Source organism: Flavonifractor sp. An9, from assembly GCF_002161245.1.
Taxonomy (GTDB): Bacteria; Bacillota; Clostridia; order Oscillospirales; family Oscillospiraceae; genus Flavonifractor; species Flavonifractor avicola.
In genome coordinates this window covers 52,248-73,170 of record NZ_NFHC01000006.1, presented here as the reverse complement: position 1 = coordinate 73,170, position 20,923 = coordinate 52,248, and the positions used below count along the sequence as shown (strand labels likewise).

Here is a 20,923-nt window from a genome sequence, read left to right as displayed (position 1 = left end):
GCATTCCACCAATGAGAGGAGAGAAAACTATGCTGATCCTGCTGGAGACCATGGCGGAGGAGAGCCGCCGGGTGACCGCTCCAGATATTCTGGAGCCGCTGCTGGTCAGGATGCAGGCTGGAGAACAGGAGGCACTGGCGGAACTCTATCATCATGCCCGGACTGCTGTATACGGCCTTGCTCTCTCCTATCTCAAGAATACCCATGATGCGGAGGATGTGACGCAAGATACTTTTGTGCGTGTTTGGGAAAATGTCCATCAATACCAGTCCCGTGGTACACCGCTGGCGTGGGTACTCACTGTTGCCCGCAATCTGGCCCTGATGAAGCTGCGGGAGCGGGGCAAGACGGAGGAATTGGAACCGGAATCCTGGGAACGGCTGGCAGCGGACAGTCCTCTGGTAACGGTGGAGGACCGTCAGGTACTGCGGGCTGCGCTGGAAGGTCTGACCGATGAAGAGCGCCAGGTGGTTACCCTCCACGCAGTCACCGGCTGGAAACATAAGGAGATCGCGCACCTGCTGGATCTGCCGCTGTCTACGGTGCTGTCCAAGTACCGCCGGGCGCTGCAGAAGCTGCGGACCATACTGGAAGGGGGTGAGAAACCGTGAATGATCAGGAATTGGAGCGTAAACTCCATGCGGCACTGGAGCACGCCGCGCCTGACGATGTGGAGGCGGTGCTTGCTCGCCTGGGGCCCCAGAATGGGGAGATTATTCCGATTTCCGCACCCAAACGGCGAAAGCGCATCCTGCCCTGGATCGCGGCTGCCTGCTTGGCGCTTGCCATTGGCGGCGGTGTGGCCGGAGTGCGGTATCAGCAGGCCAACGCGGTGGCGTCTGTGGTCTCCCTCGACGTGAATCCCTGTGTCCGGCTGGAGGTAAACCGGGAAGAAAAGGTTCTTTCCGCCACCCCGGTCAACGATGATGCCAATCAGATTTTGGACGGCATGGATCTGACCGGTACGGATTTGGAGGTGGCAGTCAATGCCATTATTGGTTCTCTGCTGAAGCATGGATATGTGGATGAACTGGCCAATTCTGTGCTGATTTCGGTGGAGGATGACGATTTGACCCGGGGCGCTGCGTTGGAAGAGAAGCTGACAGGGGAGATCTCCCAGGTGCTGGAGTCGGCTTCTATCAATGGAGCCATCCTTTCCCAGAGCTTTGCCACAGATGATGCCTTGCAGCAGAAGGCGGAAGAATACGGGATCTCCCAGGGTAAGGCCGCATTGATCCAGACATTGGTGGACAGCAGTTCCCACCTGACCTTTGAGTCCCTGGTAGGCTTGTCCATCAACGAACTGAATCTGTTGGCCAATTCGGAGGCTGCAGCCGACCTGACAGGCCAGAACGGTGAGCAGGAAAGCATCCGTTCTACCGGTACTGCAAGCCAGAGCGGCTATGTGGGTGTGGATGCCGCCACCCAGACGGCGCTGACCCATGCCGGTGTTCAGCAGTCCCAGCTGGACTACCTGGAAGCTGACTATGACTATGAAGATGGCCGGATGGTTTACGAGGTTGAATTTGGCGTCAGCGGTGTGGAGTATGAATACGACATCGACGCGGCCACCGGTGCTATTATCAAGGCGGAGCAGGAGGGACAGACCATCCAGACACCGGCTCCGGGCCAGACCCAACAGCCTCAGGGTGGTTCCAGCGGCACCATCAGCAGCCAGGAGGCCAGAGATATTGCTTTGTCCAACGCCGGAGTGGCCCTTTCGGATACACGGGAGTTGGAAGTGGAAGCGGATGATGGCTGCTACAAGGTGGAGTTTAAGTCAGGCCAATATGAATATGAGTATGAAATCAGCGTTGCCGATGGCAGGATTCTAAGTGCCGAGCGGGACGACTGAACAGATTGTTTCCGAAAATCGGGCAGCCATATGGCTGCCCGATTTTTTGTAGAACAAGGGAATCACACTTCCCCTTGACAACCTATACCCCCATGGGTATAATGATGGCGAGATACCCATAGGGGTATAGGGGGGCGGATGATATGAAAAAATTGGAGGCCATACTGGAGTGGGGCGGTGTCCGCAAGGATATCATACTGCTTGTTCTTTCAGGGCTGGCTCTGGTGGTCAGCATTCTGTGGGGGACTCATCTGCCGGTAGACCCGGCCTGGGTGGCCATTGTGCTGTGCGGTCTGCCCATTATTTTGGAGGCGTTCATTGGGCTGATCACTGCCTTTGACATCAAGGCGGATGTGCTGGTATCCATTGCTTTGGTGGCTTCGGTGATCATCGGCGAGGACTTTGCCGCCGGTGAGGTGGCCTTTATCATGCAGCTGGGCGCCCTACTGGAGGATCTGACGGTGGCCCGAGCCAGAGCGGGCATTGAAAAGCTGGTGAAACTGACGCCTCGCACCGCTCGCCGGCTGACTGGCGACGGGGAAGAGGTGGTGCCCGCGGAGATGGTACAGGTGGGGGAACTGCTGCGGGTGCTGCCCGGTGAGACTATTCCTGTGGATGGGATCATATGGGACGGGCGCACCTCTGTGGACCAATCGGTCATGACAGGAGAGTCCTTGCCGGTGGACAAGGCCCCAGGAGACCAGGTGTCCAGCGGAACGGTCAACCAATATGGGGCCTTCACCATGGAGGCCACCCGGGTGGGGGAGGACAGCTCCATCCAGCGGATGGTACGGCTGGTCCAGTCGGCGGACGCAGGTAAAGCGAAAATTGTGGGACTGGCCGACCGGTGGGCCACCTGGATCGTGGTGATTGCCCTGTCTGCTGCTGCCATCACCGGCTTTGTTACCGGGGAGCTGATCCGGGCGGTGACTATTTTGGTGGTGTTCTGCCCCTGTGCCCTGGTGCTGGCTACCCCTACCGCCATTATGGCGGCCATTGGCAACGCCACCCGCCACGGATTCTTGGTGAGGGAGGGAGACGCGCTGGAGCGGCTGGCTGGGGTCCAGTGTGTGGCTTTTGACAAGACGGGCACTCTTACATTAGGAAAGCTGCAGGTAACTGCGGTGCTTCCCCTGAATGGCCGGACGGAGGAACAGGTGTGGACAGGGGCTGTGGGCCTGGAGTCCTGGTCGGAGCACCCTCTGGGTAAGGCTGTTACCGCGGGTGGACGGGAGCGCTTTCCTGATCTGGTGCTGAAGGGGGAGAGCGTGGAGGTGCTGCCCGGCCTGGGCCTGAAGGGTATCACGGAGGGCAGAGACCTGTGGGCAGGCAATCTGGCGCTGATGGAGCAGCTGGGTGTGCCCATGCCCCAGGAGGCGGAGGGCTTTGTTCAGGCTCGGCTGGACGAGGGGTGTACCCTTATCTATCTGGCAGAGGAGGGAACATTGATCGGGGTGATGGCTCTGGCCGATACCCTGCGGCCCGACGCGGCAGAGACCATTTTGGCAGTGAAGGGTGCCGGAGTGCAGCCGGTGCTGCTGACGGGGGATCACCCAAGCGCCGCCGGGCATATCGCGGCACTGCTGAATATCCGGGAGGTGAAGGCTGGATGCCTGCCGGAGGACAAGCTGAACTGGATTGCCCGGGCTCAGGAAGAGGGCAGACCGGTGTGCATGATCGGCGACGGCATCAACGATGCCCCCGCACTGAAACGGGCCATGGTGGGTATTGCCATGGGCGGTGTGGGCAGCGATATCGCTGTGGATGCCGCCGATATGGCCCTGGTGGGGGACGATCTACGGCAGCTGCCCCATCTGCTGCGGCTGGCCCGGCGGATGATGGTCACCATCAAATGCAATCTGACCTTCTCCATGGCGCTGAACTTTGCGGCCATTGCCTTGGCCATTACCGGCATTCTGAATCCTGTGGTGGGGGCGCTGGTCCACAACGCGGGCTCGGTGATGGTCATTGTCAATTCTGCCCTGCTGCTGCGCTGGCACAAAAGGGCGTAAAAGGGGAAACCGGGCTCTGTTCCCGCTTTTTTGAAGACGGGAACAGAGCCCTTGACAATTTTTACAGGAAGGGAAGGAGAGAATACGAATAATTTGAAAAACTTTAGCCTAACCTCTATGCAAAAATGGAAAACTATATTAAAATAAGATAGCATGATTTTCCGAAAAGGGGTTGAACATATGAGTGAACCGCAGTTCAAGCGGATTCTTCTGAAGCTCAGCGGCGAGGCCCTCGCCGGCGAGGCCAGCCGGGGTCTGGATTTCGATGTCATCGGCAGCGTTTGCGACGTAATCAAGAAGTGCGTGGCAGCCGGTGTCCAGGTGGGCATCGTGGTTGGCGGCGGCAATTTCTGGCGCGGCCTGAAGGATGGCGGCGACCGGATGGAGCGTACCCGTGCCGACCACATGGGAATGCTGGCTACCACCATCAATGCACTGGCAGTGGCCGACGTGCTGGAGCAGAAGGGTGTGGACGTGCGGGTGCAGACCGCCATTGAAATGCGGTCCATCGCCGAGCCCTACATCCGTTCCAAGGCCATCCGGCATATGGAGAAGGGCAGAGTGGTCATTTTCGGCTGCGGCACCGGCAATCCCTTCTTCTCCACCGATACGGCGGCTGTGCTGCGGGCGGCGGAGATCGACGCCGACGCCATTCTGCTGGCCAAGAACATTGACGGCGTGTATTCCGCCGATCCTCGCAAGGACCCCAACGCGGTGAAGTATGATACCATCACCTATGACGATGTGCTGGCTCAGCACCTGGAGGTGATGGATTCCACCGCCACGTCCCTGTCCATGGACAACAAGATCCCGGTGATCCTGTTCGCACTCAAGGACCCTGAGAACATTCTGCGTGTGGTCATGGGTGAAAAAATCGGAACCATCGTCAAGGAGGAACCGTGAAATGAAAGAGCTCAATAAAGAATTCGACGCCAAGATGAAAAAGACCATCGACGTAGTGATGAGTGATTTCGCCAGTGTCCGTGCCGGACGGGCCAACGCCGCCGTGCTGGATAAGATTACGGTGGACTACTACGGCGCCCCCACCCCTCTGAATCAGGTGGCCGCCATTTCCTCTCCCGATCCTCGTTCCCTGATGATCCAGCCCTGGGACGGTACTCTGCTGAAGGCCATCGAGAAGGCCATCCAGTGTTCTGATCTGGGCATCAACCCCCAGAACGACGGTCGTGTGATCCGCCTGTCCTTCCCTCAGCTCACCGAGGAGCGCCGTAAGGAACTGACCAAGCAGGTGAAGAAGTACGGTGAGAACGGTAAGGTGGCCATCCGCAACATCCGCCGGGACGCCATGGAGAAGTTCAAGGCTCTGGAGAAAAAGGGCGAGATGACCGAGGACGACCGCAAGGACTATGAGAAGGAGCTCCAGGATCTCACCGACAAGCGGTGCAAGGAGATCGATGAGCTGACCGTCAAAAAAGAAGCGGAACTGATGGCGGTATAACATCAAACAAGAGACACATGGTGCGGGATGCGAAGAGTGTCCCGCACTGGTGTCGTATAGGCGGGTTGAACATGGCATTATTCAAACCGAAGGCGGCGCAGGCCCAGGTGGATTTCAACCACCTGCCCCGTCATGTGGCAATCATCATGGACGGCAACGGCCGCTGGGCCAAGCGTCGGGGGCTGCCCCGTACGGCAGGACACGCCGCTGGCGCGGAGACCTTCCGTACCATCGCCACATACTGTCAGAAGATCGGAATTGAGTATCTGACGGTATACGCCTTCTCCACGGAGAATTGGAAGCGGCCTCTGGAGGAGGTCTCCGCCATCATCGGACTGCTGAAGAAGTATCTTCTGGAGTCCATTGAGAAGATGGAGCGGGACAAGATCAGACTCCACTTTTTCGGAGATCTGGAGGCACTTCCTCCGGAGTTGAGAGAATTGACGGTGCGTACCGACGATATCTCCACACACTATGATGGTATGCAGGTCAACGTATGCTTCAACTATGGCGGACGGGACGAGATTGTCCGTGCGGCCCGGGCTTTTGCGGCGGAGTGTGCGGCGGGGAAGAAGGACCCCGCTCAGCTGACAGAGGCGGATTTTTCCGGTTACCTCTATTCTGCCGGGGTACCCGACCCGGACCTGGTGATCCGGCCCAGCGGTGAGCTGCGGATCTCCAACTTCTTGCTGTGGCAGTCGGCCTACGCGGAATTCTATTATACCGACGTGCTGTGGCCTGACTTCAGCAAGGAAGAGCTGAACAAGGCGCTGGCGGCTTATCAGGGCCGTTCCCGCCGCTATGGAGGTGTCTGAGTGGTCAAGCGAATCATGGTGGCGGTGGTCTGTATCCCGCTGCTGGCGGCAGCGGTATACGGTGTCTCGCCGGTCTATCCGGTCATCCTGCCCATTCTGGTGGCCGGATTGTCTATGATCGCGGTGCATGAGGTACTGTGGTCCACCGGATTTCTCAAGCATACCCGTATTTCCGGCTATTCCATAGTTTTGGCAGGCCTCATTCCGTTCTGGGTCTACTATAACGGCAAGCTGATGCCCGCCCTGGCTGGAATGTTCCTCTATGTGGTGCTTCTCTTTGCCGAGGCCATTGGCAGCCATAAGCGCATTACCCTGGAGAAAATGGGAGGCGCTTTCTTCCTCAGTGTAGTCATTCCCTTTTTCCTGTCCTCGCTGCTGCGGATCCGGCTCATGGAGCACTGGATGGCCCTCATCGTGCTGCCCTTTGAGGTGGCTTTCCTCAGCGATGCCTTTGCCCTCTTTGCAGGCATGGCCTTTGGCAAGCATAAGCTGGCGCCTGAGCTCTCCCCCAAAAAGACGGTGGAGGGCGCTGTGGGCGGCTTTGCAGGTGCCATTATCTGCACGGTGATCTATGGCGCTGTCCTCCAGTTTGGCTTCTCCATGCAGGTCAATTACCTGTATCTTGTGATTTACGGCGCTCTGGGCAGCATTGTATCCCAGCTGGGCGACCTGTCTTTTTCCTATATCAAGCGGGAGTATGGCATCAAGGATTTCGGCAACATTTTCCCCGGCCACGGCGGCGTGCTGGACCGTTTCGACAGTGTGATCTTCTGCGCGCCCCTGATCGAGCTGCTGATCCAATTCCTGCCCGCTGTGGGAGGCTAAACACATGAGCAACTGCATTTCTTTGCTGGGTTCTACCGGCTCCATCGGGCGGCAGTCACTGGAAGTGATTGCCGCCTGTGGCATGACTGTGGCTTCCTTGACCGCCAACCGGGACGTGGAGCGGATGGAGGCCCAATGCCGCCAGTTCCGGCCCCGACTGGCGGTCATGATGGACCCTGCCGCTGCCGCTGATCTGCAAACCAGGCTGGGGGATACGACCATCCGGGTGGCCTCCGGTCCTGAGGGACTGGTGGAGGCCGCCACTCTGGAGGAGGCGGACACTGTGCTCACCGCTGTGGTGGGTATGGTGGGCCTGGTTCCTACTCTGGCAGCGGTCCGTCAGGGCAAGCGCATTGCCCTGGCCAATAAGGAGACCCTGGTGTGTGCCGGGGAGCTGGTGATGAATGGGGCTGATCAGTACGGCGCGGAGATCGTACCGGTGGACTCGGAGCACTCAGCTATTTTCCAGTGTCTCCAGGGCAGCCGGGACAGGGGAGAGGTGAAACGCCTTATCCTCACCGCCTCCGGCGGGCCCTTCTGGGGCTGGGATAAAGAGGCGATTGCCTCTGCTACGGTGGAGCAGGCCCTGAAGCACCCCAACTGGTCTATGGGCGCCAAGATCACGGTGGACTCCGCTACGCTGATGAACAAAGGCCTGGAGTTTATCGAGGCTATGCGGCTCTATCGGATGCCGCCGGAAAAAATCTCCATTGTGGTCCACAGGGAGAGCATCATCCACTCCCTGGTGGAATACTGTGATAACGCGGTGCTGGCCCAGTTGGGGGTACCAGATATGCGTCTGCCTATCCAGTACGCATTGACCTGGCCCGCCCGTACCCAGGCGGTGGCAAAGCCGCTGGACCTGCTGACCTGTCCGCCCCTGACCTTCCATGCTCCGGATTATGAGGCGTTTCCCTGCCTCTCTCTGGCGCTGGAGGCCGCCAAAACCGGCGGCACCGCTACCGCTATCCTCAACGGTGCAAACGAGGCGGCGGTGGGCCTCTTCCTGGCGGGGCAGATCTCCTTTGGCGAGATTGCCAAGCGGGTGGAGCGGGCACTGGCCCAGGTGCCTGTGGTCCACTCTCCCACACTGGAGGACGTATTGGAAGCAGACAAAGCGGCCCGCCAGGCAGCGGGCAAGTAATCTGAGTTTGAGGTGTCTATGAACGTACTTTCCATTGTGCTTATCATCCTGTTTTTTGGACTGCTGATTGCCATCCATGAATTCGGCCACTTTATTGCCGCCAAGCTGATGGGTGTGAAGGTGAACGAGTTTGCTATCGGCATGGGTCCCAAGCTGTTTTCAAGGGAGAAAGGGGAGACGCTTTACAGCTTGCGCGCCTTTCCCATCGGCGGCTTCTGTGCCATGGAGGGAGAGGGGGAGTCCTCTGACGATCCCCGTGCCTTTGGCAACAAGGCGGGCTGGAAGCGGCTTATCATTCTGGTGGCCGGTGCGTTCATGAATTTCATTACCGGTGTGGTGCTTATCCTCATCATCATGGCTCTGGCGGGCAGTCCGTCCATGCCGGTGGTCACCGGCTTTATGCCCGGGGCAGAGGATATCGCCCAGACTGGGCTACAGCCGGGAGATCAGTTTTATTCCATTGATGGCCACCGCATTTACTTCAACAACGACGCCTTTATCTTCCTGGAGCGAGCAGGGGAGCAGGTTGATGTGGTGGTGCTGCGGGACGGTGAGAAGGTGGATCTGGGCACCATTGACCTGCCCTATCGACAGCTCACCGATGAAAACGGCAATCAGGTCATGAAGCGGGGAATTTATCTGGGCGAGTTCCAGGAGGATACCCCCCTGACCTTGCTGCGGAACACCTGGTATCAGGCGGTGGACTACGTCCGTATGGTATGGATGGGCCTTGGCGACCTGATTACCGGTGCGGTGGGCCTGAACGATATGTCAGGTGTCATCGGCATTGTAGCCGTGGCAGGCGATGTGGGCCAGGCAGGCGCCGCAGCGGCCGGTTTGTTCGGCCTGTTCATCAACATTCTGGACTTTACTGCTCTGATTGCCATTAACCTGGCGGTGATGAATCTGCTGCCCATCCCGGCTTTGGACGGCGGACAGATCCTGTTTGTGTTTGTGGGCGGGATCTACCGGCTCATTACCAAAAAGAAGATGAATGAAAAGTATCTGGGCTATGTGAATGCCGTGGGCTTTTTCTGCCTCATCGCCTTAATGGTGGTGGTGGCAGTCAACGACGTGATCAAGCTGTTTTAGCGGGAGGTATACCAATGACCAGACAGATTCTTGTGGGCGGCGTCCCGGTGGGGGGCGGCGCTCCGGTCACCATTCAATCCATGACCAATACCCGCACCGAGGATGTGACAGCCACGGTGAATCAGATCCTCCGTCTGGAGGAGGCAGGCTGCCAGATCATCCGGGTAGCGGTACCCGATATGGCGGCGGCCAAGGCTGTGGGGGCTATCAAAGCCCGTATTCATATCCCGCTGGTGGTGGATATTCACTTTGACTACAAGCTGGCTCTGGCCTGTGTGGAGGAGGGGTGCGACGCGGTGCGCATCAATCCCGGCAACATTGGCGGGGAAGACCGGGTGAAAGCGGTAGCGGAAGCCTGTAAAGCAAGACACATTCCCATCCGCATTGGCGTCAACGGCGGTTCTCTGGAGAAGCCCCTGCTAGCCAAGTACGGCGGAGTCACCCCGGAGGCCCTGGTGGAGTCCGCCTTTGGCCATATCGCTCTGTTGGAGCAGTATGATTTCCACGACATCTGTGTGTCGCTTAAGTCTTCATCGGTAGTTACCACGATGGCGGCCTACAAGCTGATGAGCGGGAAAAGTGATTATCCTTTACACCTTGGCGTTACCGAGACGGGCACCACCCGTATGGGTACCATCAAGTCCGCCATCGGCATCGGGGGTCTGCTGGCCCTGGGTATCGGCGACACCCTGCGGGTGTCTCTATCCGCCGACCCGGTGGAGGAGGTGTACGCCGCCAAGGATATCCTAAAGGCCCTGGGTATGGCAGCCAACGAGCCCAATCTGGTGTCCTGTCCCACCTGCGGCCGTACCCGCATTGATCTGATTGACCTGGCCCACCAGGTGGAGGATCGGCTGAAGGAAGTCCACAAGCCCATTACCGTGGCAGTGATGGGCTGCGTGGTCAACGGCCCCGGCGAAGCCGCCGCCGCCGATGTAGGTATTGCCGGTGGACAGGGGGAGGGCCTTCTGTTCCGCAAGGGCGAGATTGTGAAGAAGGTCCCCCAGGAGCAGCTGGTGGACGAGCTGTTTACCCTGATCGACCAACTGTAAAGCAGGAGCGTGTCCTATGCCTCAAGCACAAAAGATCCCATTTTTAAAACTGTTTTCCGCCTGGCGGCCCGGCCCGGAGCTGACGGCGATGGTCCAGGGCTACCTAGTGACCCGGGCGGTCATCGATAAACATACCCGGTCCATCAAGGCCCAGGTGGAGTGCACTGCGCTCCCGGCAGAGAAGCTGCGTCACCAAATCGAGCGCAGCATTGCCTTGGCCTACCGGGTGGAACAGGTGTCGCTGGAGATGACTGTCCCGGCTGGGGATGAGTCTGCTCCTGCGCCCGAAGCGCCCCGGAAGCCTGCGGCAGCCGTCCCGGTTCCGGAGCAGCCTGCTCCCGTCCAGCAGCCCCAAAAGCCGCCGGTGGAGGATGATGCCGCCGCGGCCTTCCGCCGTACCGAGGAGATCCGCCGCAAGGCTCTGGAGAGCCTGAAGGTGGCCCGTCCCGCAGAGAAAAAGACCCCTAAAGAGGGGAAAGGGAAATTGCTTTACGGACGCCATGAGATCAAGAAGGAACCTATCCCAATGGGTACCCTGGATCTGGATATGGGTACCGTCATTGTGGAGGGCGATGTGTTCGCGGTAGACCACCGGGAGTTGAAGCGGCGGGAGGCCTGGGTGGTGTCCTTCGACGTGACCGACTATACCGGCTCCGTGCGGGTCAACAAGTTTTTCCCCGGCGATGAGGGCAAGCCCTTGGTAGAGGGTGTGAAGAAAGGTCAGCATCTCTTTATCCAGGGTAAGCTGAATATCGACCGCTTTACCGGTGACATGGTGCTGGAGCCCTTCGCGGTGATGGAGGGCAAAAAAGAGCCCAAGATGGACAACGCCCCCGAGAAACGGGTGGAGCTCCACCTCCATACCAATATGTCGGCCATGGATGCCCTTACCGCTGTGGGCTCCAAGATGGACTCTCCCATCGGCGTGGACAAGAACGTGGTGAAGCGGGCGGAGCGGTGGGGCCACCGGGCCATCGCCATCACCGACCACGGAGTGGCCCATTCCTTCCCCAACGCCTGGCACTCGGCCAAGAACATCAAGATCCTCTACGGTGTGGAGGCCTACTTCATCAACGACGTGGATGACCGGGTGGTCATCCACGGTGACAAGGATCAGGACTTTACACAAGATATCGTCTGCTTTGATATTGAGACCACCGGCCTGGACAAGCGCACCGAGGCCATCACTGAGATCGGCGCCGTGGTGCTGCGGAACGGGGAAGTGGTGGAGCAGTTCTCCACCTTCGCCGACCCGGGCCGGCCCCTGACCCGGGAGATCACCCAGCTCACCGGCATCACGGATGAGATGCTGAAGGGGGCCCCCTCCCAGGAGGAGGCGGTCAATGCGTTCCTGGACTTCGTGGGGGACCGGCCTCTGGCCGCCCACAACGCGGAGTTCGATATGGGCTTTATTGGGGAGGCCTGCCGCCGCATGGGCCGGCCTTTCGAGAATACCTCTCTGGACAGCCTGATCCTGGCCCAGAACCTGCTGCCCGACCTGGGCAAGTATAAGCTGGATATCGTGGCCAACCACCTGAATCTGCCTGCTTTCAACCATCACCGGGCCTATGACGACGCGGCCACGGTGGGCTATATGCTGGTACCCTTCTTCCGGATGCTGGCCGACCTGGGGGTGCATACCCTCCAGCAGATCAACCCGGCCATGTCCAAGCTCCGCTCCGGCGGCAAGGCCAAGCGGCAGCCCAAGCACCTGATCGTGCTGGCCAAGAATCAGCTGGGCCTGCGGAACATCTATAAGCTGATCTCCGCTTCCTATCTGGACCACTTCAAGCGCTATCCCATCATGCCAAAAAGCCTCATCAACCAGCACCGGGAGGGTCTCATCATCGGCTCTGCCTGCGAGGCCGGCGAGCTGTTCCAGGCCATCGTCAAACGGAAGGAGTGGAACGAGCTCAAGCGCATTGCCTCCTGGTACGACTTCCTGGAGATCCAGCCCCTGTGCAACAACGCCTTTATGCTCCGCAAGGGGATGGTGAAGAGCCAGGAGGAGCTGCGGGACTTCAACCGCACGGTGGTGGCTCTGGGCGAGGCACTGGACAAGCCGGTGTGCGCCACCGGCGACGTCCATTTTCTGGACCCGGAGGATGAGATCTACCGCCATATCCTGCTGGCCTCCAAGGGCTTTGACGACGCCGACTCGCCTCTGCCCCTCTACTTCAAGACTACCCAGGAGATGCTGGATGAGTTTGCCTACCTGGGGAAGGAGAAGGCCTATGAGGTGGTGGTACGCAACACCAATCTGGTGGCCGACTGGTGCGAGGACGTGGTGCCCCTGCCCAAGGGCCTGTTTGCCCCCAAGATTGAAAACTCCGCCGAGGAGCTGACCCGGCTGGTATGGGATAAGGCGAAAGCACTTTACGGTGAGGAACCGCCTCAGATTGTGGTGGACCGGATCAACGCCGAGCTGGGGGATATCATCAAGTGTAAGTATGACGTGATTTATATGTCGGCCCAGAAGCTGGTGCAGGACTCCCTGGACCACGGCTATCTGGTGGGTTCCCGTGGTTCGGTAGGCTCCTCTCTGGTGGCCTTCATGTCGGGCATCACCGAGGTAAACTCACTGCCCCCCCACTACCGCTGTCCCAAGTGCAAGCACTCTGACTTTGAGGCGGCCAAGGAACTGGGCATCGGCTGCGGCGCCGATATGCCGGATGCCAACTGTCCGGTGTGCGGCACCCCCTATGACAAGGACGGCTTCAACATCCCCTTTGAGACCTTCCTGGGCTTCGGCGGCGACAAGGTGCCTGATATCGACCTGAACTTCTCCGGCGAATATCAGTCCAGCGCCCACCGCTATACCTTTGAACTGTTTGGACAGACCCATGTGTTCCGGGCGGGCACCATTGGTACGGTGAAGGACAAAATTGCCTTCGGCTATGTGAAGCACTACCTGGATGACCACGGTCTCCATGGCACTCGTGCGGAGGAGAACCGTTTGTCCCTGGGATGCAGCGGCGTTAAGCGCACCACCGGCCAGCACCCCGGCGGCATGGTGGTCATCCCCCAGAACCGTGAGATCTACGACTTCTGTCCGGTGCAGCACCCCGCCGACGACCCGGACAGCGACATTATCACCACCCACTTTGAATATCACTCCATGGAGTCCAACCTGCTGAAGCTGGATATGCTGGGCCACGATGATCCCACTATGATTCGTATGCTTCAGGACCTGACAGGGGTGGACCCCCAGAAGATCCCTTTGGACGACAAGGACACCATGAGTATCTTCACCTCCTCCAAGGTGCTGGGCTTTGAGGACGACCCCATTCTGGGCCCCACCGGCGCTGTGGCCATTCCTGAGTTCAACACCAAGTTTACCCGGGGAATGCTCATGGACACCCAGCCCCACCAGTTTGATATCCTGCTGCGCCTGTCCGGCTTCTCCCACGGCACCGACGTGTGGCTGGGCAATGCCCGGGACCTGATCGTGGATCAGGGTATCCCTGTTGGCCAGGCCATCGGCTGTCGTGACGATATCATGATCTTCCTGATCTCCTGCGGTATGCCGGAGAAGCGCTCCTTCAAGATCATGGAGGCGGTGCGAAAGGGAAGAGGCCTGCCTGAGGGAGCAGAGGAGGAGATGAAGGCCGCCGGTGTGCCCGACTGGTATATCGGCTCCTGTAAGAAGATCAAGTACCTGTTCCCCAAGGCCCACGCCGTGGCTTACGTTATGATGGCCTTCCGCATTGCCTGGTTCAAGGTACACCACCCCCTGGCCTTCTACGCCGCTTTCTTCTCCATCCGGGCCAAGGCCTTCGACGCCACCTGTATGTGTATGGGCATGGATGTGTGTAAGGCCAAGATGAAGGAGATTGAGAGTAAGGAGAAGCCTACGCCTGTGGAGGAGGATACCCTGGTCACCCTGGAAGTGGTGTATGAGTTCTATCTTCGGGGCTTCACCTTTGAGCATATGGATCTGTACCGCTCCCACGCAATCAACTTCCTGCCCGATATGGAGAAGGGGACCCTGCTGCCGCCCTTTACCTCCATCCCTGGCCTGGGTGAGACGGCGGCCCTGTCCATTATGGAGCAGCGGCAGGGTAAGCGGTTCATCTCCATCGAGGAATTCTCCGCCGCCTGCCCCAAGGTGTCCAAGACCCACATTGAGCAGCTGAAAGCAGTGGGTGCCCTGGACGGTATGCCCGATACCAGCCAAATCACTTTATTTGACGGATTTTAAGGAAAGGCATACCGTCCCCCTTTGTGGGCTTGTATTTTGACTGGGAAAATGATACCATAAACTCATCCTATTACATAAATGAGGTGTGTGACCATGTTGGATCAAAAGGTTGCTGAGCTGCTGAATGTACAGGTGAATAAGGAATTCTATTCCGCCTACCTCTATCTGGACTTTTCCATCTACTATGACGAGATTGGACTGGACGGCTTCTCCAACTGGTACAAGGTACAGGCCCAGGAGGAGCGGGATCACGCCATGCTCTTCCTCCAATACCTGCAGAACAACGGCTGCAAGGTCACTCTGGATACCATCCAGAAGCCGGATAAGGAGCTCAAGGACAAGCTGGAGGTGCTGGAGTTCGGCCTGGAGCATGAGCGCTATGTTACCGGCCTGATCCACAACATTTATGAGGCTGCTCAGGCCGCCAAGGATTTCCGCACCACGCAGTTCCTGGACTGGTTTGTCAAGGAGCAGGGTGAGGAGGAAAAGAACGCCGAGGACATGATCAAAAAGATGAAGCTCTTTGGAGATGACGCCAAGGGCCTGTATATGCTTAACAGTGAAATGGCTGCCCGGGTCTACAGCGCCCCCAGTCTGGTTCTTTAAGCGATTGCAGCGGGCAGCCCCCAGGGGGCTGCCCGTATTTTATTCGGTTCGCACTTGACAAAATTGGGATGCTATAGTATATTAGCGTGGTAAAGTGATAAAGCAAAGGGCGTGATCCCATGAAATTTAACATCAACACCCCCGAGGGCACCCGGGACCGGCTGTTTGCCGAGTGCCAGGAGCGGCGGCAGGTTCAGGCAAAGCTGACCCGCCTGTTCCGCCAGAGGGGTTTTTTGGAGGTCTCTACCCCGGAGACCGAGTTCTATGATCTCTTTGCCCGGTCGGGCAGCGCTATTCCCCAGGAGCGCATGATCAAAGTAGGGGACCCCAGCGGTAAGTTCTGCGTTATGCGGCCCGACTCTACCACCCCCATTGCACGGGTGGCGGCCACCAAGCTGAAGGCGGTGGCCATGCCTCAGCGGCTGTACTACGATCAGACAGTGTACCGCGCCAACCCCGCCCACAACGGCGGCAGCCGGGAGATTCCCCAGTGCGGGGTGGAGCTCATCGGTGCAAAAGGGAAGAAGGCGGACGTGGAGATCATCGTTACCGCCATTGATGCCCTGCGGTGCTGCGGAGCCCCCAAGTTCCATGTTGAGCTGGGTCACGCCGGGTACTTCCGGGAGCTGGCCGGTCGGCTGGAATTGGAGAATTCCGCCGTGGAGGAGATCCGGGCTCTCATCGAGGGCAAGAACTTCGCGGCCCTGAAGGATTTCCTGGAGCCTTACCGGGGCAACCCGGCCTGCGCCGCTCTGGAACAGCTCAGCCGCCTATTCGGCGGGGTGGAGGTGCTGGGTCAGGCGGAGAAGCTGGCGGGGAAGACCCCGGCGGTGGACTACCTGTCCGAGCTGTATGACGAGCTGTCCGCCGCGGGCTACGGCCCCTATATCCGCTTCGATCTGGGCATGGTCCACCAGATCGACTATTACACCGGCGTAGTCTTCCGGGGCTATGTGGAGGGCGCGGGAGACGCCGTCCTCTCCGGCGGTCGATACGATAACCTGGTGGGTATCTTTGGCCGGGAGGCCCAGGCCACCGGCTTTGCCGTGGACGTGGACGCGGTGGCCCGCACCCTGCCTGAGATGGTGCTGCCGGTGCTGCGCACCGTGGTCCACTATGAGCCGGGCTATCTGGCCCAGGCCCTGGAGGCGGTGGATGGCCGCCCTGCCGGTACCTGCGAGCTGTCCCCCTGCCGGACTTTGGAGTCCAGCCTGAATCTGGCCCGGGACAAGGGCGCGGAGATGGTGCTGGTTTTGGATAAGGACGGAGAAAGGACGGTGCGGGTATGAGTGAGCGGCTGAAGATCGCCATTACCAAGGGGCGGCTGCTGGACAAGAGCATGGAGCTCTTTGAGGGGGCTGGGCTGGACTGTTCCCCCATCAAGGACCCGGGCCGCCGTCTGGTCCACTGTGTGCCCAACTACCCTCTGGACGCGGTGCTGGCCAAGGCGCCCGATGTCATCACCTATGTGGAGCATGGGGTGTGCGACCTGGGCATCGTAGGGAAGGACACCATCCTGGAGAAGGGAGGCTCCTTCTATGAAGTGCTGGACCTGGGGTTCGGCAAATGCCGGTTCGCCCTGGCTGTCAAGGCGGGGAGCGACTTCTATGGTACCTACAAGACCCGGCGCATCGCCTCCAAGTACCCGGAGGTGACCCGTGCCTTCTTTGCAGGCAAGGGTATGGACGTGGATATCATCAAGATCGAGGGCAGCGTGGAGCTGGCCCCCATTCTGGGCCTGGCCGACGCCATCGTGGATATCGTGGAGACGGGAGCTACTCTGAAGGCCAACGGTCTGGTGCCCATCGAGGATGTGGCGCCGGTTTCTGCCCGGCTTATCGTGAATACTGCCAGCATGAAGCTGTACAAGAATCAGATTGAAGACTTTATAGCCCGTTGTGAGGGAGAATTGGAGAAGCGGAAATGATTCAGATCGTAAAAGCAGACGGCGCGGCCGAAAAAGCGGTTATCAGCGCTATGAAGGCCCGAGCGGCCCAGGCAAACCAGGCCATTGACGCGGCGGCAGCCGAGATTATGGAGACGGTCCGGGAGAAGGGTTTTGAAGCGGTGCGGGACTATTCTCTCCGCTTTGATAAGGCTGAACCCCGTGAGATCTCCCAGGCGGAGCTCCAGGCGGCCTATGACCGCTGCCCGGCGGACTTGATTTCCGCCCTGGAGCGGGCGGCGGCCAACATCCGGGATTACAATGAGAAGCTGCTTACCCACACCATGGAGTGGACTTCCCTTGACGGGGGCGTGGTGGGCCGGGTGGTCCGTGGCCTGACCCGGGTGGGCATCTATGTGCCCGGCGGCACGGCAGCCTATCCCAGCAGTGTGATGATGAATGCGGTGCCTGCCAAGGTGGCCGGGGTGGAGGAGATCGTCATGGTGACGCCCCCCACCGAGAACCTGAACGATGCTGTGCTGGCTGCCGCCAAAATCGCTGGGGTGGACCGGGTCATTGCTGTCGGTGGCGCCCAGGCGGTGGCGGCCCTGACCTACGGGGCTGGATTCATCCCCCGGGTGGATAAGCTGGTGGGCCCCGGCAACGCCTTTGTGGCCTCCGCCAAGCGGCAGGCCTACGGCAAGCTGGACATCGACATGGTGGCCGGGCCTTCCGAAATATTGATTATCGCAGATGGCAAGGCCAACCCCAAATTTGTAGCCGCCGACCTGCTCAGCCAGGCGGAGCATGACAAACTGGCCTCAGCCGTGCTGCTCACCGATTCCATGGAACTGGCCCAGGCGGTGGACGCTGAAATCGTCCGCCAGACCGGCTATCTGGACCGTTCTGAGATCATGGAGTGCTCCCTGCGGGACTTTGGCTGCGCCATCGTGTGCGATAGTCTGGCTGACTGCGCCGCCCTGGCCAACGAGGTAGCCCCGGAGCACTTGGAGATCGTCACCGAGGACCCCCGGGCCCTGCTGCCCTCCATCAAGAACGCCGGTGCGGTGTTCCTGGGCGCCTGGTCCCCGGAACCTCTGGGGGACTATCTGGCCGGACCTGACCATGTGCTGCCCACCAGCGGTACCGCCCGGTTCTTCTCGCCCCTCAGCGTGGACAGCTTCCTCAAGACTATGAGTGTCATCCAATATGACCAGGCCAGCTTGGGTCCCATTAAGGAGCAGATCATCACCCTGGCCAATGCGGAGCATCTCACCGCCCACGCCAATTCCATCAGGGTGCGGTTTGAGTAAAGGAGAATGACCATGAGAACAGCCCAACTGACCCGCACCACCAAGGAGACCGATATCCGCCTGACCCTCTCTCTGGAGGGAGGAGGGGTGGACGTCCACACCGGTATCGGCTTTTTCGATCATATGCTGACGGCTTTCGCCTTCTATGGTGGGCTGGGCCTGGAGCTCTATGTCCAGGGCGATCTGGAGGTGGACGGGCACCACACCGTGGAAGATATAGGCATCGTGCTGGGCCAGGCCATGAAGGAGGCACTGGGGGACCGGAAGGGCATCCGGCGGTTTGCCTCTGCCTTCATCCCCATGGATGAGGCCCTATGCTTTACCGCCCTGGATTTCTCCAACCGGCCCTTTCTGGTGTTTGACGCCGAGATGCCTCAACCCATGATCGGGGCCTATGATTCCTGCCTTACCGAGGAGTTTATGAGGGCCTTCGCGGTGAATAGTGGATTAACTTTACATATGAAGTGCCACTACGGAAAGAACGCCCACCACATTACTGAGGCCCTGTTCAAGTCCCTGGGTGTGGCGGTCAAGGAGGCCGTGCAGATTACCGGTACCGGGGTCACCTCCACCAAGGGGGTGCTGTGATGGGTTATACCGCTATCGTGGACTACGGCGTGGGCAATTTGAAGAGCGTGACCAACGCCATGGACTACCTGGGCCTGAAAACCTGTATCACCAGCGCCCCCGGGGAGCTGGAACGGGCTGACGCCATCATCCTGCCCGGCGTAGGGGCCTTCCCCGACGCGGCGGACAAGCTGCGGGGGACCGGTCTGGACCAGGTGCTGGTGGCCCAGGCAGAACGCAAACCCATCCTGGGCATCTGCCTGGGAATGCAGCTGCTCTTCGACCGGGGCGAAGAGGTGCGGGAGTGTAAAGGACTTGGACTTGTACCTGGCTGTGTCCGTAAGATTGAGACCAATCTTAAGCTGCCCCACATCGGCTGGAACAGCCTGAGCTACCCCAACCCGTCTCCGCTGTTTGCTGGGGTGGAGGAGGGTAGCTACGTCTACTTTGTCCACTCCTTCTGTGGCGTGGCCGCTGACCCGGCCACCGTTATCGCCCAGACCGACTACGGTATCCCGGTGGTGGCGGCGGTGCAGAAGGGCAACGTGTACGGCTGCCAGTTCCACCCGGAGAAGAGTGGTGAGGTGGGCTTGCAGATTCTGAAAAACTTCGGAGGGCTGAACAGATGATCTTATTTCCCGCCATTGATTTGAAAGATGGTAAGGCTGTCCGCCTTTACAAAGGAGATTTCGCAACGGCTCACCAGGTGGCGGATGATCCGCTGGCGACTGCAAAGGCCTTTTATGACGCCGGGGCCCGCCATATCCACATGGTGGACCTGGACGGAGCCCGCAGTGGAGCCCGGCAGAACGGCGCCATTGTGCAGGCGGTGGCTCAGAGCTCCGGCCTGAAGGTGGAGCTGGGGGGCGGTATCCGCTCTATGGCCGACCTGGAGGAGGTCTTTGCCCTGGGAGTTTGGCGGTGCGTGATCGGCTCCGCCGCCGTCAGCCATCCGGAGTTTGTGAAAGAGGCGGTAGCCAAGTATGGCGAGCGCATTGCCGTGGGCATTGATGCCATGGACGGCATCGTCAAGACCGCCGGATGGGAGCAGTCCTCCGGCCTCAACTACCTGGACTTCGCCAAGTCCATGGAGGCGATAGGTGTAAGGACGATTATCTTTACAGATATCGCTACCGATGGGATGTTGTCCGGCCCTTCTTTTGACCGGCTGGCTGCGCTTCAAGAAGCGGTAAGCTGTCAGATCGTGGCCTCCGGCGGGGTATCCTCCAACGGAGACCTGTCCAAGCTGAACGGCATGGAGTTGTATGGAGCCATCATCGGCAAGGCCTACTACGCCGGAACGGTGGACCTGGCACAAGCGGTAAAGGAGGCGGGGGAGCAGTGTTAGCCAAACGAATCATTCCCTGCCTGGATGTGCGGGACGGCCGTGTGGTGAAGGGGGTCAACTTCGTCAATATCCGAGACGCCGGCGACCCGGTGGAGCTGGCCAAATACTATTCCGATCAGGGAGCTGATGAGATCGTCTTTCTTGACATCACCGCCACCAGTGATGCCCGGGATACCGTGGCCGACGTGGTAGAACGCACCGCCGCTCAGGTCTTTGTCCCACTAACCGTGGGGGGTGGCATCCGTACTCTGGAGGACTTCCAGCGGCTGCTGCGGGCAGGGGCGGACAAGATCTCTGTCAACTCCGCCGCCGTGGCCCGGCCTGAACTGATTTCCGAAGCGGCAGAGCGGTTTGGTTCCCAGTGCGTGGTGCTGGCGGTGGACGCCCGGTCCCGGGGAGACGGCACCTGGGAGGTGGTGGTGGCCGGAGGCCGCAAGCCCACCGGCATGGACCTCATCGAATGGGTGAAGAAGGGCGAGGCCCTGGGAGCGGGAGAGATTTTGCTCACCTCCATGGACGCAGATGGAACCAAGGCTGGTTTTGATCTGGCCATGACAAAAGCGGTCACCAATGCGGTATCCATCCCCGTGATTGCCTCCGGTGGCTGCGGTAGCCTGGCCCATTTTGCGGAGGTATTTGAAGAGACCGGGTGCGACGCGGCCCTGGCAGCCTCTTTATTCCATTTTGGGGAGTTGACAGTGCCCCAGGTAAAGGAGTATCTTGAAACCAGACAGATCCCGGTGCGATAA

At 59.5% G+C, this 20,923-nt stretch carries 19 protein-coding genes; all 19 read left to right on the top strand.

What is annotated here, in order from left to right; all coding sequences use genetic code 11:
* The first annotated feature begins 29 nt into the window (after positions 1–29).
* Entirely contained in the window at positions 30–611 is a 582-nt protein-coding gene (locus tag B5G40_RS06120) for an RNA polymerase sigma factor (RefSeq protein ID WP_087330531.1), read from the top strand.
* Positions 608–1,855, top strand: coding sequence for an anti-sigma-I factor RsgI family protein (locus B5G40_RS06115; protein ID WP_087399066.1), 1,248 nt, complete (start codon positions 608–610; stop codon positions 1,853–1,855). Before B5G40_RS06120 ends, B5G40_RS06115 begins: the two co-directional genes overlap by 4 nt.
* Before the next feature lie 143 nt (positions 1,856–1,998).
* The gene (locus B5G40_RS06110; protein ID WP_087399065.1) at positions 1,999–3,867 is read left to right on the top strand and encodes a heavy metal translocating P-type ATPase; all 1,869 of its coding nucleotides are present in this window, start codon (positions 1,999–2,001) and stop codon (positions 3,865–3,867) included.
* 180 nt (positions 3,868–4,047) lie between these two features.
* Complete coding sequence (pyrH, locus tag B5G40_RS06105) at positions 4,048–4,770, top strand: UMP kinase (RefSeq protein WP_087187991.1); 723 nt, start codon at positions 4,048–4,050, stop codon at positions 4,768–4,770.
* A gap of 1 nt (position 4,771) precedes the next feature.
* On the top strand, positions 4,772–5,326 hold the full coding sequence (gene frr, locus B5G40_RS06100) for a ribosome recycling factor (protein ID WP_087187992.1): 555 nt from the start codon (positions 4,772–4,774) through the stop codon (positions 5,324–5,326).
* Between the two features lie 71 nt (positions 5,327–5,397).
* Entirely contained in the window at positions 5,398–6,141 is a 744-nt protein-coding gene (locus B5G40_RS06095) for an isoprenyl transferase (protein ID WP_087399064.1), read from the top strand.
* A complete protein-coding gene (locus B5G40_RS06090) occupies positions 6,142–6,966 on the top strand; it encodes a phosphatidate cytidylyltransferase (protein WP_242959281.1) in 825 nt (274 codons plus the stop codon).
* Between the two features lie 4 nt (positions 6,967–6,970).
* On the top strand, positions 6,971–8,110 hold the full coding sequence (locus B5G40_RS06085; protein ID WP_087399063.1) for a 1-deoxy-D-xylulose-5-phosphate reductoisomerase: 1,140 nt from the start codon (positions 6,971–6,973) through the stop codon (positions 8,108–8,110).
* An 18-nt stretch (positions 8,111–8,128) separates the two neighbouring features.
* On the top strand, positions 8,129–9,202 hold the full coding sequence (locus B5G40_RS06080) for a M50 family metallopeptidase (RefSeq protein WP_087399062.1): 1,074 nt from the start codon (positions 8,129–8,131) through the stop codon (positions 9,200–9,202).
* A gap of 14 nt (positions 9,203–9,216) precedes the next feature.
* The gene (gene ispG, locus B5G40_RS06075) at positions 9,217–10,254 is read left to right on the top strand and encodes a flavodoxin-dependent (E)-4-hydroxy-3-methylbut-2-enyl-diphosphate synthase (protein ID WP_087399061.1); all 1,038 of its coding nucleotides are present in this window, start codon (positions 9,217–9,219) and stop codon (positions 10,252–10,254) included.
* A gap of 16 nt (positions 10,255–10,270) precedes the next feature.
* Positions 10,271–14,455, top strand: coding sequence for a PolC-type DNA polymerase III (locus tag B5G40_RS06070; RefSeq protein ID WP_087399060.1), 4,185 nt, complete (start codon positions 10,271–10,273; stop codon positions 14,453–14,455).
* A gap of 93 nt (positions 14,456–14,548) precedes the next feature.
* Positions 14,549–15,061, top strand: a complete 513-nt coding sequence (locus B5G40_RS06065) for a ferritin (RefSeq protein ID WP_087266525.1) — start codon at positions 14,549–14,551, stop codon at positions 15,059–15,061.
* 119 nt (positions 15,062–15,180) lie between these two features.
* Entirely contained in the window at positions 15,181–16,350 is a 1,170-nt protein-coding gene (hisZ, locus tag B5G40_RS06060; protein ID WP_087187999.1) for an ATP phosphoribosyltransferase regulatory subunit, read from the top strand.
* A complete protein-coding gene (gene hisG, locus B5G40_RS06055) occupies positions 16,347–16,988 on the top strand; it encodes an ATP phosphoribosyltransferase (protein WP_087399059.1) in 642 nt (213 codons plus the stop codon). Before hisZ ends, hisG begins: the two co-directional genes overlap by 4 nt.
* Entirely contained in the window at positions 16,985–18,259 is a 1,275-nt protein-coding gene (gene hisD, locus B5G40_RS06050) for a histidinol dehydrogenase (protein WP_087399058.1), read from the top strand. The genes hisG and hisD overlap by 4 nt, the downstream gene beginning before the upstream one ends.
* 12 nt (positions 18,260–18,271) lie before the next feature.
* Entirely contained in the window at positions 18,272–18,847 is a 576-nt protein-coding gene (gene hisB, locus B5G40_RS06045) for an imidazoleglycerol-phosphate dehydratase HisB (RefSeq protein WP_087266523.1), read from the top strand.
* Positions 18,847–19,455, top strand: a complete 609-nt coding sequence (gene hisH / locus B5G40_RS06040) for an imidazole glycerol phosphate synthase subunit HisH (protein ID WP_087330512.1) — start codon at positions 18,847–18,849, stop codon at positions 19,453–19,455. Before hisB ends, hisH begins: the two co-directional genes overlap by 1 nt.
* Positions 19,452–20,174 carry a 1-(5-phosphoribosyl)-5-[(5-phosphoribosylamino)methylideneamino]imidazole-4-carboxamide isomerase gene (gene hisA, locus B5G40_RS06035; protein WP_087330510.1) on the top strand — a complete coding sequence of 241 codons (723 nt, stop codon included), beginning with the start codon at positions 19,452–19,454 and terminating at the stop codon, positions 20,172–20,174. The genes hisH and hisA overlap by 4 nt, the downstream gene beginning before the upstream one ends.
* Positions 20,168–20,923, top strand: a complete 756-nt coding sequence (hisF, locus tag B5G40_RS06030) for an imidazole glycerol phosphate synthase subunit HisF (RefSeq protein WP_087188005.1) — start codon at positions 20,168–20,170, stop codon at positions 20,921–20,923. The genes hisA and hisF overlap by 7 nt, the downstream gene beginning before the upstream one ends.

What these genes read in the sequence shown, in the direction of transcription:
- B5G40_RS06120 (WP_087330531.1), top strand. Translation starts at nt 30, where the DNA reads ATGCTGATCCTGCTGGAGACCATGGCGGAGGAGAGCCGCCGGGTGACC.
- B5G40_RS06110 (WP_087399065.1), top strand. Translation starts at nt 1,999, where the DNA reads ATGAAAAAATTGGAGGCCATACTGGAGTGGGGCGGTGTCCGCAAGGAT.
- pyrH (WP_087187991.1), top strand. Translation starts at nt 4,048, where the DNA reads ATGAGTGAACCGCAGTTCAAGCGGATTCTTCTGAAGCTCAGCGGCGAG.
- frr (WP_087187992.1), top strand. Translation starts at nt 4,772, where the DNA reads ATGAAAGAGCTCAATAAAGAATTCGACGCCAAGATGAAAAAGACCATC.
- B5G40_RS06095 (WP_087399064.1), top strand. Translation starts at nt 5,398, where the DNA reads ATGGCATTATTCAAACCGAAGGCGGCGCAGGCCCAGGTGGATTTCAAC.
- B5G40_RS06085 (WP_087399063.1), top strand. Translation starts at nt 6,971, where the DNA reads ATGAGCAACTGCATTTCTTTGCTGGGTTCTACCGGCTCCATCGGGCGG.
- B5G40_RS06080 (WP_087399062.1), top strand. Translation starts at nt 8,129, where the DNA reads ATGAACGTACTTTCCATTGTGCTTATCATCCTGTTTTTTGGACTGCTG.
- ispG (WP_087399061.1), top strand. Translation starts at nt 9,217, where the DNA reads ATGACCAGACAGATTCTTGTGGGCGGCGTCCCGGTGGGGGGCGGCGCT.
- B5G40_RS06070 (WP_087399060.1), top strand. Translation starts at nt 10,271, where the DNA reads ATGCCTCAAGCACAAAAGATCCCATTTTTAAAACTGTTTTCCGCCTGG.
- B5G40_RS06065 (WP_087266525.1), top strand. Translation starts at nt 14,549, where the DNA reads ATGTTGGATCAAAAGGTTGCTGAGCTGCTGAATGTACAGGTGAATAAG.
- hisZ (WP_087187999.1), top strand. Translation starts at nt 15,181, where the DNA reads ATGAAATTTAACATCAACACCCCCGAGGGCACCCGGGACCGGCTGTTT.
- hisG (WP_087399059.1), top strand. Translation starts at nt 16,347, where the DNA reads ATGAGTGAGCGGCTGAAGATCGCCATTACCAAGGGGCGGCTGCTGGAC.
- hisD (WP_087399058.1), top strand. Translation starts at nt 16,985, where the DNA reads ATGATTCAGATCGTAAAAGCAGACGGCGCGGCCGAAAAAGCGGTTATC.
- hisB (WP_087266523.1), top strand. Translation starts at nt 18,272, where the DNA reads ATGAGAACAGCCCAACTGACCCGCACCACCAAGGAGACCGATATCCGC.
- hisH (WP_087330512.1), top strand. Translation starts at nt 18,847, where the DNA reads ATGGGTTATACCGCTATCGTGGACTACGGCGTGGGCAATTTGAAGAGC.
- hisA (WP_087330510.1), top strand. Translation starts at nt 19,452, where the DNA reads ATGATCTTATTTCCCGCCATTGATTTGAAAGATGGTAAGGCTGTCCGC.